Below are 12,635 nucleotides of genomic sequence, written 5' to 3'. Positions count from 1 at the left end.
GGTCGTGATTGAGTAGGCCGCATGACCCCGCAGACGACCTCCCGCCCCCGGCCCGACCGCCCGTTCCGCGTCGGCCTGATCGGCTACGGCCTGGCCGGTTCCGCGTTCCACGCGCCGCTGATCGCGACCACGCCGGGGCTGCGGCTGGACGCCGTGGTCACCGCCAACCCCGAGCGGCGCGCGCAGCTGGCGCAGGAGCACCCCGACGCCCGGGCCGTCGACACCCCCGAACAGCTGCTCGCCGACCCGGACGCGCTCGACCTGGTCGTCATCGCCTCGCCGAACCGCACCCACGCCCCGCTCGCCCGCGCCGCCCTGCGGGCCGGCCTGGCCACCGTGGTGGACAAGCCGCTGGCCGCCACCACCGCCCAGGCGCTGGAGCTGTGCCGGCTCGCGGAGGAGCGGGGCGTCCTGCTCTCCGTGTTCCAGAACCGGCGCTGGGACGGCGACTTCCTCACCGCCGGCCGGCTGGTGCGCGGCGGCGCGCTCGGCCGGGTGCACCGCTTCGAGTCCCGCTTCGAGCGCTTCCGCCCCAAGCCCAAGGCCGGCTGGCGCGAACTGGCCGACCCGGCCGAGGTCGGCGGCACGCTGTACGACCTGGGCAGCCACCTGGTCGACCAGGCGCTCACGCTGTTCGGACCGGTCGAGACGGTGTACGCGGAGATCGACGTGCGGCGCGACGGGGCGGTCGTGGACGACGACGCCTTCCTCGCCCTCACCCACGCCTCCGGCACCCGCTCGCACCTGTGGACCAGTGCCATCACCCCGCTGATCGGCCCCCGGCTGCGGGTGCTCGGCGACGCTGCCGGCTACGTCAAGCCCGGCATGGACCCGCAGGAGGCCGACCTGCGGGCGGGCCTGCGCCCGGACGGCGCCCGCCCCTGGGGCGCCGACCTGCCCGCCCAGTACGGCACCCTCGGCACCGACGAGTCGGCGGTCCCGCTCCCGACCGACCCGGGCGACTACCCCGCCTACTACGCGGGCATCGCCGCCGCCCTGGCCGCCCCCGGCACCCCGCCCCCGGTCGACCCGCGCGACGCGGTGGCCACCCTCACGGTCCTGGAGGCCGCCCGCACCTCCGCCGCCACGGGAACGACGGTCCGCCTGGGCTGACGGCTCCCCGGGCTGACGGCTCCCCGGGCTGACGGTCACCTGGGCTGACGACCGTCCCACCGAGCGCCGCCCGGGCCGACGGCCCGGCACCGGCGGCGCTCAGATCCCGATGACCTCCACCGCCGAGCCCAGTCCGCGGAAGTCCGCCACGTTGCGGGTGTACAGCGGCAGCCCGTGGGCGGAGGCGACGGCGGCGATCATCAGGTCGATCCGGCGCGGGCGCGGCTGGCGACCGGCGGCGATGGTGAGGGTGACCAGTGTCCCGTAGCGGGCGGCGGCGGCCGCGTCGAAGGGCAGCGGGTCGAAATCGGCCATCGCCGCGCCCAGCACCTCCAGCCGGGCGGCCCGGCTCGCCGGGTCCCGGGCCATCGAGACGCCCTGCTGCAGTTCGGCGAAGGTGATCGCGGTCAGCTCCGGCACGGCCGGCAGGTCGGCCGGGCTGAGCAGCGCCAGGTCGATGTAGACGCAGGTGTCCAGCACCCCGGCCGGCCGCCGCCGTGGCGACCGCCGGCGCTCAGCCACGCCGCCGCTCGAACGGGTCGTCGCCCTCGTCCCCCACCAGCTCCTCGGGCCCGAAGTCCTCCTCGGCCTCCTTGCGCATCTGCTGGTAGTCCACCCGCGGCAGCTTCACGTGCCGCGCCACCAGCTCCTCCGCGGTGAGCCGTCGGCGCCCGGACACCGGCCGCAGCTCCGCGACCTCGACCCCGTTCCTGGTGATGTGGAAGGTCTCCCCCGCCTCCACCGCGTCCATCACCGCGGCGGAGTTGTTCCGGAACTCCCGCTGGGTAATCGTCCTCATCCCTCCACGGTAGCTCCGCGTAGCACCGATGGCTACGGCTCTCGCAGCACCTTCCGGACTTGCAGCACCTGCCCGGCACATCCGGTGCGGAGCGGGAACCCGGGAGGCCGTACGATCGTCCTGCTTGTACGTCCGGACCCGCGGAACACCGAAGGAGGAGCAGGGCCATGGCTGTTGTCGCGATGTTGCTCGGGCTGCTCCGGGTGCTGACCGGGGGCCTGGCGGCCGACAACGGGACGCTGGCGTCCGTTGCCGCCGTCGCGGCCGTGGCACTGGTGGCCGGAGCGGTCGCCGGGGCACTGGCCGGGGCCCGACTCCTGGGGGCGCGGGCGCCCGCGGCGGTGCGCAGCGGGGTGCTGCGACGCCGGGCGTTCCGTACGGCGTTCCTTCCGCAGCGTGATCCGGATGCCCGGGGCCGGCGACGCCCCAGGGCGCCCGGGGCGGCCCTGGCGGCCGCGTAACCCCTCGCCGTACCACGGCTCTTCGCGTCTTCGCGGCCGTCCTCCGCCGATCACTCATGTCCTGAGACCCCGGAGGGCTCGCTTCACCATGTCCGTTCTCGCCGTTCTCGACCCGGCCGTCGCCGCCGCGCACGCCGCCGTCGCCGCCCTCGCCCACGTCCTGCCGACCGCGCTGGCGATCGTGCTGTTCACCGTCGCCGTACGGCTCTCGCTGCACCCGCTGGCGCGGGCGGCGGCGCGCGGGGAGAAGGCGCGGGCCGAGCTCGCGCCGAAGGTCGCCGCCCTGAACACCAAGTACAAGGGCCGGCCGGAGAAGCTGCGGGAGGCGATGGCCGAGCTGTACCGGAAGGAGCAGGTGTCGCCGGCCGCGGGCTGCCTGCCGATGCTGGTGCAGATCCCGTTCTTCTCGGTGATGTACCGGCTGTTCACGACGCCGAACGACCTGCTCGACCACACCCTGTTCGGCGTGCCGCTGGGCCTGCACGTCACGGGCGCGCACGGCGTCGGCCAGTTCGCGGTGTTCGGCCTGCTGTACGCCGGGCTGGCGGCGGTCGGGTACGTCAACTACCGCCGGGCCCGGCGTGCGGCGGCGGCGCAGCCCACCCCGCAGCCGGGGGCGGCGCTGCTGCCGTACCTGTCGTTCGCGTCGGTGCTGTTCGCGCTGCTGGTGCCGGTGGCCGCCGCGCTGTACCTGCTGACGACGAGCGTCTGGTCGGCCGCGGAGCGGGCCTGGCTGTACCGGGACGGGACGCCGGTGCCGGCGGCCGTGCTCGCGGCCTGAGCGCCGGTCGGGACGCCGCTCAGAAGTGGCGCAGCAGCTCGGGGAAGGCTCCGAGCTGCAGCGTCGCCTCGTCCGGGCCCAGGTCCTGGTGCTCCAGCACCCAGGTGTGCTCGTGCGGGATGAAGACGGTGCGCAGGCCGGCCCGGCGGGCGGGGCGATGTCGGACTTGGGCGAGTTGCCGATCATCCAGGTCCGGTCCGGGGCGAGGCCGAGCTCGGCGGTCAGCTGCCGGTAGGTGTCGACGGACTTCTCGGCCACGATGTGGACGCCCCGGAAGTGGTGGTCGATCGTGGACTCCGCCACCTTGCGCCGCTGTTCGTCCTGGTCGCCCTTGGTGAGCAGCAGCAGGTGGTGGCGGTCGGCGAGGGCGGCGAGGGTGGCGGCGACGCCGGGGATCAGCTCGACCTGCCGGCTGTTCAGCGGGGTGAGCAGGTCGTCGATCCGGGCCTGCTCGGCGGACGTGGGGGTGCGGCCGCCGTTGAGCTGCTGCAGGCAGTCGGCGAGGCTCTGCCGGAAGACGGCGGCGCCGTAGCCGAGGGCTGCGGAGTTGGCGGCCTCGATCGCGTCCAGGACGGCGCGGGTGCGGTCCCGCTCGGCGGGGGTGGCGACCCAGTCGAGGAAGCCGTCGATGGCCCGCTCGAAGAGGACGTTGTTCTCCCAGAGGGTGTCGTCGGCGTCGAAGACGAGGATCTGGTCGGTGTGCACGGTGGGTCTCCAGGGGGACGTGCGTCGGGCCGGTGGGGTCAGGTGGGCGGGCTCAGGCGGGCGGGAGCAGGCGGGCCGCGCGGTCGAGGGTCTGGCGGAGGTTCTCCTCGGTGGTGCGCTGCCTGGCCTCCTCGACGGTGAGCCACTCCAGCGGGGAGGCCGGGTTCTCCGGCCGGGCCCGGTCCGGGGTCCCGGTCGCCAGGAGGAAGCGCAGGTCGGCGTGCTCGTGGGCGGGTTCGACGGGCGAGGCCGGGACGGGGACCACGGCGAGGTGGACCAGGGCGGCGTCGGGCCACGGGGTGAGGTCGGTCAGACCGGTCTCCTCCCGGCCCTCGCGCAGGGCGATGTCCAGTGGCAGGGTCTCCCCCGGGTCGCCGTGGCCGCCGACGTGCAGCCAGGCCTGCTGGCGGACGTGCCAGCGCAACAGGACGCGGCGGGTCGGCGGGTGGACGATCAGCGCGGAGGCGGTGAAGTGGAGGGGGAAGGTGCTGCGGGACCAGGCGACGGCCGGGTCGGTGACGTCGGCGAGGCGGCGGGCCCGCTGGTGGTCGGCGGTCTCCACCGGGCCCTGCGGCCGGTGGCGGTCCAGCAGTCGGGCCAGGTCGGGGTTCTGCGGCGAGCCGTCCGTGCTCTCCATGGATCAACAACTCCTCGTTCTGCTCCGGGACCTCGTCAACGGGCTTGCGGGAACGGGTGATCGGGCCCGGGCGTATGGTTCCGGCGAACCCGCGCAGCCTAGCCCGGGGCCGGTCGGCCGGCCCACCGGTTTTCGCCCGCCTCCTCGCCCGCCTCCTCGCCCGCCTCCTCGCCCGCTTCCTCGCCCGCCTCCTCGCCCGCCTCCTCGCCCGCCTCCTCGCCCGCCTGCGGGGCGTACCGCCTGGTCGGGGCGTTTTCCGGAGGCCGTAGCCTGTGGTGATCGTCACGGACAGGTGGAGGGATGTCGTCATGGTGGCTGCTCCGGCGCTCGCCGAGCTGCGCGAGGTGTGCCAGCCGCAGGCCAAGCTGCAGAGCCGCAACGGTGAGCACTGGGCGGGCCGGCTGTACATGCGGCGGATCTCACTGCGGACCACCCGGCAGTTGGTCCGGACGTCGGTGTCGCCGAACACCCTCACCTGGGTGATGGTGGTGTGCGGGGTCGGCGGTGGCGCGGCCCTGCTGATCCCGGGACCGACCGGCGCGGTGCTGGCGGCCGTCCTGTTCCAGCTGTTCCTGCTCTTCGACTGCGTGGACGGCGAAGTGGCGCGCTGGAAGCGCCAGTTCAGCATGGCCGGGGTGTACGTGGACCGGCTCGGGGCCTACCTGGCGGACGCCGCCCTGATGATCGGCGCGGGCGTCCGGGCGGCGCGCGGCGGCTCGGAGCTGTGGGTGTCGGCGGGCCTGGCGGCGGCGCTGGGCGTGGTGCTGCTCAAGGCCTCGACGGACCTGGTGGACGTGGCCCGGGCCCGCAGCGGCCGGCCGCCGGCGGACGAGGAGTCGACGCAGCCGCGCTCCCAGGGCATCGCGACGGCCCGCCGGCTGGCGTCGATCTTCAAGATCCACCGGGTGACCAACGGCATCGAGGCCTCGCTGGTGCTGCTGGCTGCGGCCGCGGTGGACGCCGGGCTCGGCAACCTGGACGCGACGCGGGCGACGCTCGCGGGGATCACGGTGATCACCTGGGGCATGGTGGTCGCGCACCTGGCGTCGATCCTGTCCTCCTCGCGCCTGCGCTGAACTGCGGCCCGGGCGCCGAGCCTCGCCGCCGAGGGGTGAGACGCCCCTCCCCCGCCCGGGGGAGGATCCCGGGCGGGGCCCGCCGCCGGGTGGACGCGGCGGTCCGGGCCGCGCGGGAGGGTGAGGGCATGACGATGACTCAGCCCGTCGCAGCCACCTCCACCGCCCTCACCGCCACCCTCACTGCCGGTCCCGCCGCCGTCCCCGCCCCGCCCCGCTGGGCCGTGCGCGCCGCCCACGTCGCGGCCGTCACTGCGCTGCCGGCCGGGCTGTGGCGGCTCGGGCTGGTCGCGGGCTGGCACGGCGGGTACACCGACGCGGGCTACCAGGCGATGGGCCTCAGCGGGTGGGGTGCGGTGTGGCCGGTCTTCCTGAGCCTGTTCACCGAGGCGCTGGCCCTGCTCACCCTCGGGCTGGTCCGCCCCTGGGGGACGGTGCCCCCGCACTGGGTCCCGTTCGTCGGCGGACGCCCCGTCAACCCGCGGGCGGTGGTCCTCGCGGCCTCCTGCGGCGCTGCTGGGCTGGGCCTGCTGTGGACGCCCTTCGCCGGGTGGTGGGCGATGCCGGGCACGGGCATGACCCCGCTCGGCCACTTCCTGGTCGGCTTCCTCTACCTGCCCGCCGTCGCCTGGGCGCCGCTGCTGGCGGCGGTCACGGCGTCCTACCACCGCCGGCACCGGGCGCGCTGACGCGGCCTCGGGCCGGCCCGTGGGGATCGCCCCCTCCTGTGGAACCAGTCGGACTACATATTCAGTCCAACGACATATACAGTCGTCCGACAGAACAGAAGGGGGCGCGCCCATGCCGCCAGCCACCACACCCCGGCCGAGCCCGCTCCGGCCCGCCACCACCCGGCTCGCTGCCGTCCGGTCCTCGGCCATCCAGTCCGCGGTCATGCGGTCCGCCGCCGCCCGGCCCGGGCTCGTCCTGCTCGCCGGCTACCTCGCCGAACTGCTGTTCCGGCTCGTCCTCGTCCGGCACATGAGCTTCCCGTCCGTCCACCCCGACGAGGACTCCTACCTCGCCCTGACCCGCGTCCTCGCCGGCCGCCCCGCCACCGAGATCCCCGTCGGCGTGGTCATACCGGGCGGCTACCCCCTGCTGATCTCCCCCGCGCTACGCCTGGCCGACGACCCGACGACCGCGTACCACCTGATCATGGGTATCAACGCCGCCGTCAACGCGCTGGCCCTGCCGCTCGCCTACGTCGCCCTGCGCCGCCTCGGCCTGGGCCGGGCACTCGCCTACGTCTTCGGCGCCGCGACCGCCCTGCTGCCACCCCTGGTCTTCTACTCGCAGTTCGTGCTGACCGACGCCGTCCTGCCCGTCCTGATCCTGGCCTGGCTGCTCTGCCTGCACGGCTGGCTCGCCGACGGCACGCTGCGCCGGCGCGCCTGGCACGCCCTCGGGGCGGGCGGGTCCGCCGGTTACGCGATGGCCGTGCACGACCGCGGCGGCGTGGTGGTCGCCCTGACCGCCGTCGCCTTCCTCGGCGTCCTGCTGCTGCGCCTCGCGCCGTGGCGGGCCACGGCCGCCGGGATCGCCGGACTCGGCCTGGGCGTACTCGGCGCCCGACTGCTGGCGTCATGGCTGCACGCGCAGTTCACCGTCGACAACAGCGATGTCGGCGGATACCTGTGGGACGGCCTGACCGACCCGGAGGCGGCCGGACGAACCCTCACCCGGACCGCCGGCCAGCTCTGGTACTTCACCGTCTCCACCTGGGGCATCGGCGGACTGGCCGTCGTCGCCTGCCTGGTCGCCGTGGCCCGCCGCCGCTTCCCGCCCGCGTACCGGATCACCGGCGGGGTGCTGGTGGCGCTGCTGGTCGGCACCGCCCTGGCCTCCGCCGCCGCCCTGCCGCCCGGCGGCCGGATCGACGACTGGGTGTACGCCCGCTACACCTCCTACCTCGTGCCGGCGGCCTTCGTGACGGGCGTCGCGGTGCTCGCCCGCTGCGGGCGCCCCGCCCTGGGCCGGGCGACGGCGGCAGCGGCCGGACTGACCCTGCTGCTCGCCGAAACGGTGGTCCGGTCGGCCGGTTCGCAGCTGCGCACCGGACTCTTCATCCCCTGGTGCATGCCGGACGTCTCGTTCCTGGCCGCCGACTGGGGCCGGCTCAGCATGCTCCGGTCCACCGCCGCCGCCCTGGTCCTCCTCGGCGCGGTGGTCCTGGTGCGGACCTCCGGAGGACGTCGGGTGCTGCCGGCGATCGGCCTCTCGCTGGCGATGTTCGCCGCCTTCGCGACCGCGACGATCACCACCCAGGTCGCCCAGCCGCACGCGAAGTGGCGCGCGGGCCTGGCCACCGGCTTCACCCGCGCCGCCGGGATCGGCGGGGACGACAACGTGGTGTTCGCCTGGGACATCGACTGGGCGCTGCGCGCCGCCCAGGCCTTCGAGGTCTACCGGGGCCGGATCTGGTACCGCGACCCCCGCTGGCAGCCCGTCCCGGCGGAGGCGAACGTCCTGGTCACCCCGCTGCCCGGGGCCGGACAGCCGCCGGAGGCCTACTGGCCCGACCACCCCGCCGACTGGTCCGTCGAGCGGGCCGACGCCGGGCAGAACTGGGCGGTCTGGCGGCGGCACTGAGCGCCGGTCAGCCCTCCTCGTCGCCGGCGCCCCGGCTCTCGGCCCCGGTGTGGGTGCGGGCGTGGGCGGCGAGGACGGTGTCGAGGAGGCCGGGGAAGCGCCGCTCCAGGTCGACCGTGCGCAGGGCGGAGAAGCGGCGGTTGGCCTCCTCGCGCTGGGTGATCAGGCCGGACTCGCGCAGCACCTTGAAGTGGTGACTGAGGGTGGAGGGCGCGACGTCCACCGGGAAGGTGCCGCAGGCGCGCTCGGGTTCGGAGCGCAGGACGCGGACGATGGTCATCCGGGTGGGGTCGGAGAGGGCGTGCAGGACATCGAGGAGGTCGATCTCCTCGGTCGCGGGGTGGGCGAGAGCCGGTCGGCGACGGGTGCTGCGGGGCATGCTCAAACCTCCCTGATCTGCGATGTTCGACATCCATGGAAACGGCGTGGTACCACTGTGTCCGCACCTACTTCGTATTTCGTCGAACATCGTAGCTCAGGGGGACCGACATGCGCGCACTGGTGATGACCGCACCCGGTGGAGCCGAGAACTCGCAGGTACGGGAGGTCGAGGCACCGCGCCCCGGGCCCGGCCAGGTGGCGATCGACGTCGCCTACGCGGGACTGAACTTCGTGGACGTGATGACCCGCCGCGGTGACGCCGCGTACAGCACCGCATGGCCGTACCTGCCCGGCAAGGAGGTGGCCGGAACGGTCCGGGAGCTCGGCGAGGGCGTGACCGGCCTGGCCGTGGGCGACCGGGTGGTGGCCGCACCGGTCGGCGCCGGACTCGCCGAGACGGTGGTCGCCGAGGCCGCGCTCACCGTGCCGCTCCCGGACGGGGTGGGCCTGCGCGAGGCCGCGGCCGTCCCGCTGGGCCTGGCCACCGCGGTCCTGCTGCTGACCGACGCCGGCCGCTTCACCGCGGGCGACACCGTTCTGGTGCACTCGGCGGGCGGCGGCATCGGCACCGCCGTCGCCCAGCTCGTCCCGCTGATCGGCGGCGGCCGGCTGATCGGAACGGTCGGCCGACCGGAGAAGACGGCGGCCGCGATCGCCGCCGGGTACGACCACGCCTTCGCCCGCGGCGAGGCATCGTCCGAGGCCCTGGCCGAAGCGCCTTCCGACGCCCTGGTCGAGGCCGTCCGGGCCGCCACCGACGGCCGCGGCGTCGACCTCGTGCTCGACCCGCTGGGCACCGCGGCCCTCGACCTCGACCTCGCCGTGGCGGCACCCGGCGCCCGGATCGTCCTGTTCGGCAACGCGGGCGGCGGTGCCATCGCCGACCTGCCCCCGCTCGCCCGCCTGATGGCCGGCAACCTCACCGTCACCGGCTTCAGCCACCGCGGCCTGGCCGCCACCGCCCCCGAGCGCGTGGCCCGCGCCATCCGCCGGGTCCTCGACCTGCTCGCCGACGACGGCGCCGACCTGCAGCTCCCGGTCACCGAACTGCCCGACCTGGCCGCCGTCCCGGCCGCCCACGACGCCATGGAGAACGGGCGGGCGACCGGGAAGTACGTGGTGCGGGTGGGCGGTTGAGCCGCCCGAGGTGAGCGCGGGCCGGGCGTCAGACCGTGAAGGTCGCGCCCGGGTCCGCGTGGGCGACCGGACCGGCGAAGCGGGTCCCCGCGCGGGCGACGGCCTCGGCCGGAGCCATGGCGCGGCCCACGTGGGTGACCAGCAGCCGGGCGGCGCGGGCCACGGTGGCGGTGGCACCGGCCTGCTCGGGGGTGTGGTGCACGGGCCCGCTCCCCGACTCGGCCTCCGGGGTCGGACTCTCCGCCTCGCAGAGCAACAGGTCGCAGCCCTCGGCCAGTTCGGTGAGGGCGGCACACGGGGCGGTGTCACCGGAGTAGACGAGCGAGCGGCCGCCGGCCTCCACCCGGAGGGCGAAGGCCGGCATGCCGTGGTCCACCGCCCGGCTGGTCAGCCCGAGCGGGCCGATGTGCACCCGGTGGCCGTCGGCCAACTCGGTGACGGCGAAGGCGGATTCGACCGGACTGCGCCGCGCCGTGTTGGTCAGGAAGTCCGCCAGCCGGTCCGCCGTGCCGGGCGGGCCGTAGAGCGGGATCGGCGCCGCGAGCCGGACGTCCGCGTAGAGGGCGCCGTAGTAGGCGGTGAGCAGGTCGGCGCAGTGGTCGGCGTGCAGGTGCGAGATCCAGATCGCGTCCAACTCGTCCAGCCGGGCGTGGCGTTGCAGCGGGCCCAGGGTGCCGGTGCCGGCGTCCACCCACACGCGGGCGCCACCGCCGGACACCAGGTAACCGGAGCAGGGGTTGTCGGCGCTCGGGTAGGGCGTCGCGCTTCCCAGGACGGCGAGCTGCAGGGGTTCGTCGGACATCCGGCGAGCCTAGCGCCACGGCCCGTCCACGCACCGTACGGGCTCACGTCGGTGGCCGGGCATACCGCCGGGCCGGGCGGCGTTGGGGCGGGCGTGACCAAGGTTCTGGTGATCGGCGCGAACGGCAGTGTGGGCAGGCACGTGGTGGCCTCGTTGACCGAAGGAGGCCATGAGGTAAGGGCGTTGGTGCGGGATCCGGCAAGGTCGGTGCTGCCCGCGGGGGTTGAGGCCGTACGGGGTGATCTGGCGGTGCCGGAGAGCCTGGAGCCGGCGCTGGCCGGCGGGGTGGAGGCGGTCTACCTGATGTGGCCCGGGCTGCCGGTACAGCCCCGGGTGGTGGAGTCGATCGCCCGGCACGCGAAGCGCGTCGTCTACCTGTCGGCGGATGTGCCCGATCTCGCGGACGACGAGCCGGCGGTGATCTTCCACCAGGAGATCGAGCGGCTGATCCGGCGGTCGGGCCTGAGCTGGACCTTCGTCCGGGCGATCGACTTCGCGGGCAACCTGCTCGCCTGGGCCGACCAGGTGCGGGAGGGCGTGGTCCGCTGGCCGTACGGGCAGGCGCGCCGGTCGCTGGTGCACGAGCGGGACATCGCGGACGTCGCTGTGCGGGCTCTCACCGAGGACGGGCACGACGGCGCCCGGTACGTGGTCACCGGGCCGGAGTCGCTGGCGCACGCCGAGCTGGCCCGGATCATCGGCGAGGAGCTGGGCGTCGCGGTGCGGTGGGAGGAGCTGGCGCCGGAGACGGCCCGTGAGCAGCTGACGGCGGCCTGGGGCAACGCGGGGTTCGTGGAGTCCCGGCTACGGGCGTGGGAGTCCTTCACTCGCGAGCCGGAGCGGGTGACCGACACGGTGGAGCGGGTGCTCGGCCGTCCGCCGCGCGACTTCCGCAGCTGGGTGCGGGATCACGCGGCGGACTTCCGGTAGACGGGCTTCCGGTAGACGGCGGACTTCCGGCAGGCGGCGGGCGGGGCCGCGGCGGACGTGACGACGGTCTGCCGCTACGGGACGTTCCAGGCCGAGATGACGGGCTGCCCGTGCTCGACGGCCAGGAAGCTGAGCGTGCCCGGATGCGGATGGCCGAGCAGGCAGGCTGCGGACGCATCGAGCCCGAGCCACCGCACGGTGAGCACACGCGCCAGATGGCCGTGAGCGACCACGGCGACATCGCCCTCGCCGAGCAACGGCCGGATGCGGTCCAGCACCGCATCCGTACGCGCGGCGACCTGCTGGAGCTGCTCACCAGGACGGTCGGTACCGCCGGCAACGACGCCGTCCCGCCAAAGGTCCCAACCCGGCCTGGACTCCTGGATCTGCTCGGCGGTCAGGCCCTCGTAGCCGCCGTAGTCCCACTCCACCAGGTCCGGGTCGGGCTGGACACCGGTGAGACCCGCAAGCTCAGCCGTCCGCATCGCACGGATCAGCGGGCTGCTGAACACCGAAACCAGACGACGAACGAGATGGCTGCTAGGCCGGGTCCACAGCCTCCAGCGAGTCGAGCCAGCGCAGCAGGCGGGCACCCTCGCGGGTCATGACGTCCGGGTCGCGCAGGGCGTTGGCCAGGAGGGACATGCCCTGGTACCCGGCGACGAGGGTGAGGGCCAGGCCGTCCGGGTCGGGCAGGCCCAGCTCGCGGAACTGGCCTGCGGCCCAGTCGAGCAGCCGCCGGAGCATCGCACCTGCCTCCACGTCGAGGTCCCCGTCGGCGCGCTTGTCGAGCTCGACGGCGAGGGTGCCGGTCGGGCAGCCGAACCGGGCGGCGAGGTCGCGCTGGTCGATCCAGGCCTGGACCAGTGCCTTGAGGCGGTCCCGCGGATCGGCCAACTGCTCCAGTCCGCCCGTGAGTTCGTCCAGGTAAGCGCCGTGTTCGGAGAGCGCGGCGCGGACCAGCTCGTCCTTGGTCTTGAAGTAGTAGTAGACGTTCCCGACGGGGACGTCAGCCTCGCGCGCGATGTCGGCGAGGGTCGTTCGCTCGACCCCCTGCTCGTGCAGGACACGGGCCGCGGCGGCCGAGAGCCGTCGGCGCTTCTGCGAGGCGCGTACCCGCCGATCCACTGAGTCAGTCACCCGACTGACTATAGACAACCGCCGGTGGGTGCGTGCTACGGTCCATCTGAGTCAGCCAACTAACTCAGTTGTTCTCACGGG

The 12,635-nt window shown here is 74.6% G+C and carries 15 protein-coding genes and 1 pseudogene; 8 read left to right on the top strand and 8 right to left on the bottom strand.

Annotated features, from left to right (window positions below; genetic code table 11):
* Positions 1 to 21 precede the first annotated feature (21 nt).
* Positions 22 to 1,113 carry a Gfo/Idh/MocA family oxidoreductase gene (locus tag CRP52_RS20805; protein WP_097237777.1) on the top strand — a complete coding sequence of 364 codons (1,092 nt, stop codon included), beginning with the start codon at positions 22 to 24 and terminating at the stop codon, positions 1,111 to 1,113.
* A gap of 99 nt (positions 1,114 to 1,212) precedes the next feature.
* Here the strand turns inward: CRP52_RS20805 and CRP52_RS20800 are convergent, their stop codons facing one another.
* Complete coding sequence (locus CRP52_RS20800; protein WP_257032739.1) at positions 1,213 to 1,635, bottom strand: type II toxin-antitoxin system VapC family toxin; 423 nt, start codon at positions 1,633 to 1,635, stop codon at positions 1,213 to 1,215.
* A complete protein-coding gene (locus tag CRP52_RS20795) occupies positions 1,628 to 1,912 on the bottom strand; it encodes a type II toxin-antitoxin system Phd/YefM family antitoxin (RefSeq protein WP_097237775.1) in 285 nt (94 codons plus the stop codon). The genes CRP52_RS20800 and CRP52_RS20795 overlap by 8 nt, the downstream gene beginning before the upstream one ends.
* A gap of 167 nt (positions 1,913 to 2,079) precedes the next feature.
* On the opposite strand from CRP52_RS20795, the gene CRP52_RS20790 reads away from it, so the two are divergent.
* Positions 2,080 to 2,373 (top strand): DUF6412 domain-containing protein, encoded by a 294-nt coding sequence (locus CRP52_RS20790; protein WP_097237774.1) that lies wholly within the window; start codon positions 2,080 to 2,082, stop codon positions 2,371 to 2,373.
* An 88-nt stretch (positions 2,374 to 2,461) separates the two neighbouring features.
* Positions 2,462 to 3,154 carry a YidC/Oxa1 family membrane protein insertase gene (locus CRP52_RS20785; protein ID WP_097237773.1) on the top strand — a complete coding sequence of 231 codons (693 nt, stop codon included), beginning with the start codon at positions 2,462 to 2,464 and terminating at the stop codon, positions 3,152 to 3,154.
* A gap of 213 nt (positions 3,155 to 3,367) precedes the next feature.
* On the opposite strand, the pseudogene CRP52_RS20780 reads toward CRP52_RS20785, so the two are convergent.
* Together CRP52_RS20780 and CRP52_RS20775 are read right to left on the bottom strand one after the other, a co-directional pair.
* Positions 3,368 to 3,859: pseudogene (locus CRP52_RS20780) on the bottom strand (HAD family hydrolase); the annotation flags it as partial.
* 52 nt (positions 3,860 to 3,911) lie between these two features.
* On the bottom strand, positions 3,912 to 4,496 hold the full coding sequence (locus CRP52_RS20775) for an NUDIX hydrolase (protein WP_097237772.1): 585 nt from the start codon (positions 4,494 to 4,496) through the stop codon (positions 3,912 to 3,914).
* A gap of 308 nt (positions 4,497 to 4,804) precedes the next feature.
* Between CRP52_RS20775 and CRP52_RS20770 the strand changes: the two genes are divergently transcribed.
* The 3 genes from CRP52_RS20770 to CRP52_RS20760 all read left to right on the top strand — a co-directional run bounded on the left by CRP52_RS20770 (position 4,805) and on the right by CRP52_RS20760 (position 8,164).
* Positions 4,805 to 5,572 carry a CDP-alcohol phosphatidyltransferase family protein gene (locus CRP52_RS20770; RefSeq protein ID WP_097237771.1) on the top strand — a complete coding sequence of 256 codons (768 nt, stop codon included), beginning with the start codon at positions 4,805 to 4,807 and terminating at the stop codon, positions 5,570 to 5,572.
* Positions 5,573 to 5,700: 128 nt separating this feature from the next.
* The gene (locus CRP52_RS20765; RefSeq protein WP_257032737.1) at positions 5,701 to 6,261 is read left to right on the top strand and encodes a hypothetical protein; all 561 of its coding nucleotides are present in this window, start codon (positions 5,701 to 5,703) and stop codon (positions 6,259 to 6,261) included.
* A 112-nt stretch (positions 6,262 to 6,373) separates the two neighbouring features.
* On the top strand, positions 6,374 to 8,164 hold the full coding sequence (locus tag CRP52_RS20760) for a hypothetical protein (RefSeq protein WP_097237770.1): 1,791 nt from the start codon (positions 6,374 to 6,376) through the stop codon (positions 8,162 to 8,164).
* 7 nt (positions 8,165 to 8,171) lie between these two features.
* Here CRP52_RS20760 and CRP52_RS20755 read toward each other — a convergent pair whose 3' ends face one another.
* Positions 8,172 to 8,543 (bottom strand): ArsR/SmtB family transcription factor, encoded by a 372-nt coding sequence (locus tag CRP52_RS20755; RefSeq protein ID WP_097237769.1) that lies wholly within the window; start codon positions 8,541 to 8,543, stop codon positions 8,172 to 8,174.
* Between the two features lie 110 nt (positions 8,544 to 8,653).
* Between CRP52_RS20755 and CRP52_RS20750 the strand changes: the two genes are divergently transcribed.
* On the top strand, positions 8,654 to 9,682 hold the full coding sequence (locus tag CRP52_RS20750) for a quinone oxidoreductase family protein (protein ID WP_097237768.1): 1,029 nt from the start codon (positions 8,654 to 8,656) through the stop codon (positions 9,680 to 9,682).
* Positions 9,683 to 9,710: 28 nt separating this feature from the next.
* On the opposite strand, the gene CRP52_RS20745 is transcribed toward CRP52_RS20750, so the two are convergent.
* The gene (locus CRP52_RS20745; protein ID WP_097237767.1) at positions 9,711 to 10,484 is read right to left on the bottom strand and encodes an MBL fold metallo-hydrolase; all 774 of its coding nucleotides are present in this window, start codon (positions 10,482 to 10,484) and stop codon (positions 9,711 to 9,713) included.
* A gap of 93 nt (positions 10,485 to 10,577) precedes the next feature.
* On the opposite strand from CRP52_RS20745, the gene CRP52_RS20740 reads away from it, so the two are divergent.
* Positions 10,578 to 11,414 (top strand): NmrA family NAD(P)-binding protein, encoded by an 837-nt coding sequence (locus tag CRP52_RS20740; RefSeq protein ID WP_097240231.1) that lies wholly within the window; start codon positions 10,578 to 10,580, stop codon positions 11,412 to 11,414.
* Between the two features lie 74 nt (positions 11,415 to 11,488).
* Here CRP52_RS20740 and CRP52_RS20735 read toward each other — a convergent pair whose 3' ends face one another.
* On the bottom strand, positions 11,489 to 11,926 hold the full coding sequence (locus CRP52_RS20735; protein ID WP_257032736.1) for a histidine phosphatase family protein: 438 nt from the start codon (positions 11,924 to 11,926) through the stop codon (positions 11,489 to 11,491).
* Between the two features lie 28 nt (positions 11,927 to 11,954).
* Positions 11,955 to 12,554, bottom strand: coding sequence for a TetR/AcrR family transcriptional regulator (locus CRP52_RS20730; protein WP_179852865.1), 600 nt, complete (start codon positions 12,552 to 12,554; stop codon positions 11,955 to 11,957).
* Between the last annotated feature and the right edge of the window lie 81 nt (positions 12,555 to 12,635).

The sequence above is a fragment of the Streptomyces sp. 1331.2 genome (assembly GCF_900199205.1).
Classification (GTDB): domain Bacteria; phylum Actinomycetota; class Actinomycetes; order Streptomycetales; family Streptomycetaceae; genus Kitasatospora.
The sequence above is the reverse complement of the archived record's forward strand: the minus strand, read 5'-3'. Positions and strand labels throughout refer to the sequence as shown.

Coding starts and splice junctions, on each gene's coding strand:
- CRP52_RS20770 (WP_097237771.1), top strand. CDS start 4,805: ATGGTGGCTGCTCCGGCGCTCGCCGAGCTGCGCGAGGTGTGCCAGCCG.
- CRP52_RS20760 (WP_097237770.1), top strand. CDS start 6,374: ATGCCGCCAGCCACCACACCCCGGCCGAGCCCGCTCCGGCCCGCCACC.
- CRP52_RS20765 (WP_257032737.1), top strand. CDS start 5,701: ATGACGATGACTCAGCCCGTCGCAGCCACCTCCACCGCCCTCACCGCC.
- CRP52_RS20790 (WP_097237774.1), top strand. CDS start 2,080: ATGGCTGTTGTCGCGATGTTGCTCGGGCTGCTCCGGGTGCTGACCGGG.
- CRP52_RS20745 (WP_097237767.1), bottom strand. CDS start 10,484: ATGTCCGACGAACCCCTGCAGCTCGCCGTCCTGGGAAGCGCGACGCCC.
- CRP52_RS20785 (WP_097237773.1), top strand. CDS start 2,462: ATGTCCGTTCTCGCCGTTCTCGACCCGGCCGTCGCCGCCGCGCACGCC.
- CRP52_RS20775 (WP_097237772.1), bottom strand. CDS start 4,496: ATGGAGAGCACGGACGGCTCGCCGCAGAACCCCGACCTGGCCCGACTG.
- CRP52_RS20805 (WP_097237777.1), top strand. CDS start 22: ATGACCCCGCAGACGACCTCCCGCCCCCGGCCCGACCGCCCGTTCCGC.
- CRP52_RS20750 (WP_097237768.1), top strand. CDS start 8,654: ATGCGCGCACTGGTGATGACCGCACCCGGTGGAGCCGAGAACTCGCAG.
- CRP52_RS20755 (WP_097237769.1), bottom strand. CDS start 8,543: ATGCCCCGCAGCACCCGTCGCCGACCGGCTCTCGCCCACCCCGCGACC.
- CRP52_RS20795 (WP_097237775.1), bottom strand. CDS start 1,912: ATGAGGACGATTACCCAGCGGGAGTTCCGGAACAACTCCGCCGCGGTG.